The sequence below is a fragment of the Psychromonas sp. genome (genome assembly GCF_983033635.1).
In genome coordinates this window covers 71,350-73,172 of record NZ_CEZLMY010000001.1, presented here as the reverse complement: position 1 = coordinate 73,172, position 1,823 = coordinate 71,350, and the positions used below count along the sequence as shown (strand labels likewise).

Below are 1,823 nucleotides of genomic sequence, written 5' to 3'. Positions count from 1 at the left end.
CAGTAGGCGTATCTGGGTCAGTAGGTGTATCTGGATCAGTAGGCGTATCTGGGTCAGTAGGTGTATCTGAAGCTGCATTCTCTTTGAAAGCTAGATTGTCAACCCGGTAAACGGTGCCCGCACCTTGTCCCCACTCAGGGAAAATCATCACATTATCAATAGCAGAAAGATCCAGCCCCTGATTTTCTAACTCAGCCAGATCAACGCTGATAGTTTTCCAGACACCAATTTCCAGTGCTGTTAATTCAACTTGCGCATTCTCGCCACTGGCGCCCGGAGCATCTTTACCGCCATTACTTTCAAGTTTTACATACCACTTAGTGATGCTTAATGCTCGAGCATTTCTAGGCTCAGCCGTTGGTGGCGTTACTATTTTAACATCAAAATCCAGAGTACCAGTCTCTGCAATTTCTGTTACATCAAGCGGCGTTGAAGTTTGAAAGCCTAATACAGTGTCAGCGTATTCACCAATAGAAAACTCAACGACAGTACCATGATCGCCAGTTGTTTCCGTTTGAATAGTTGGTGCTGATTCAGCACAGCAGTCAAATGTTGTCCAGCCTGATTTAGCATCATCAGAAAAGATAGTCTCGTCTTTTGCACCAGTATCTGGTGTGTCTGGTGTATCTGGTGTGTCTGGTATGTCTGGTGTATCTGATGTGTCAGGTACCTGAGGTACTTCCGGCAAGTTATTATTTACTGGCTCATCTCCACAACCAGATAAAGCTAATGCCAAAGCCGCTGCAAGGGCTGTATTTACTAATTTAAAACCTTTAATTGCTTTCATTTCCATATGTTCCTTACGAGTTGTTATTTGATTTTCGTACTGTTATCGGACTGATAAAGTCCCTTCCTGGTAAAAAGTAACCGCTTTCTTTTTATTGCAAAAAAAAATGATTAAATCTGCTTAGGAACAACGCCAATTAGTTAGATTTTGCTAACAATCTGCACCTGAGAATCAGTTAATCACTTTACGAAATTGAGTATATAGATCAAAACCCGCCCGAAAAGTGAGCAAAATCACACAATGTAAGCGCTTTCATTGATAGAGGTCACAATATCTGCGTGAATTTCAATATTAGGGTTTTAAAGTTAAAATAAAGTTAAAGAGAGAAAGCAGCGTAAACAAATTGAGCTATAAAAGTATTAATAATTAAATAATCACTTAAAAACAGTTGTGAAGTTGCTCGCAAATAAGGATGTTAATAGCGCATATATGAACGGTTATATTTTTAACTCGGATATAATAATGATATAAAGAAAGCGCTTACAATCTATTTTAGTCCATATAAGGAAAGGATAAATGATGAAGACTGCACCATACTCAACAGCCAAAATAACAGCTGTCGCACTGGCGATATCGCTGGCAGGCTGCGCCTCTGATAGCAAAGTTGCAACGGCAGATGACGCACTTGAGAAAACCTCAACCCCAAAAGCACTGGTACTGACAGCAGAAGCAGTCACGCCAACTGATAAATGGAAACTGCTTTGGAGTGATGAATTTGATGGTAGCGAAATTGATAAAAAGAAATGGGAGCGTGTAAAAGACTGTTGGGGTGGCGGTAACAATGAACAGCAATGTTATACCGGTCGTGACAGCAATGCGTTTGTTCAAGATGGCGTGCTGAACATTGTTGCTAAAAAGGGAAGCTTTACAGGCCCGGATAATGCAGACGGCAATCCTGGCACTAGAACCTTGCCTTATACATCGGCTAAATTACGTTCGGTAAGAAAAGGCCACTGGAAATATGGACGTTTTGAAGTTCGTGCGAAACTGCCATTTGGTCAAGGTACCTGGCCTGCAATCTGGATGCTACCGACTG

General features: G+C 41.4%; 1 protein-coding gene and 1 pseudogene. One reads left to right on the top strand and one right to left on the bottom strand.

Features of this window, described 5'->3' with window-relative positions; genetic code table 11:
• Window positions 1-787: pseudogene (locus AC4GME_RS00290) on the bottom strand (hypothetical protein); the annotation flags it as partial.
• Window positions 788-1,303: 516 nt separating this feature from the next.
• On the opposite strand from AC4GME_RS00290, the gene AC4GME_RS00285 reads away from it, so the two are divergent.
• The coding region (locus AC4GME_RS00285) for a glycoside hydrolase family 16 protein (RefSeq protein WP_490378877.1) at window positions 1,304-1,823 on the top strand (520 nt) is incomplete at its 3' end.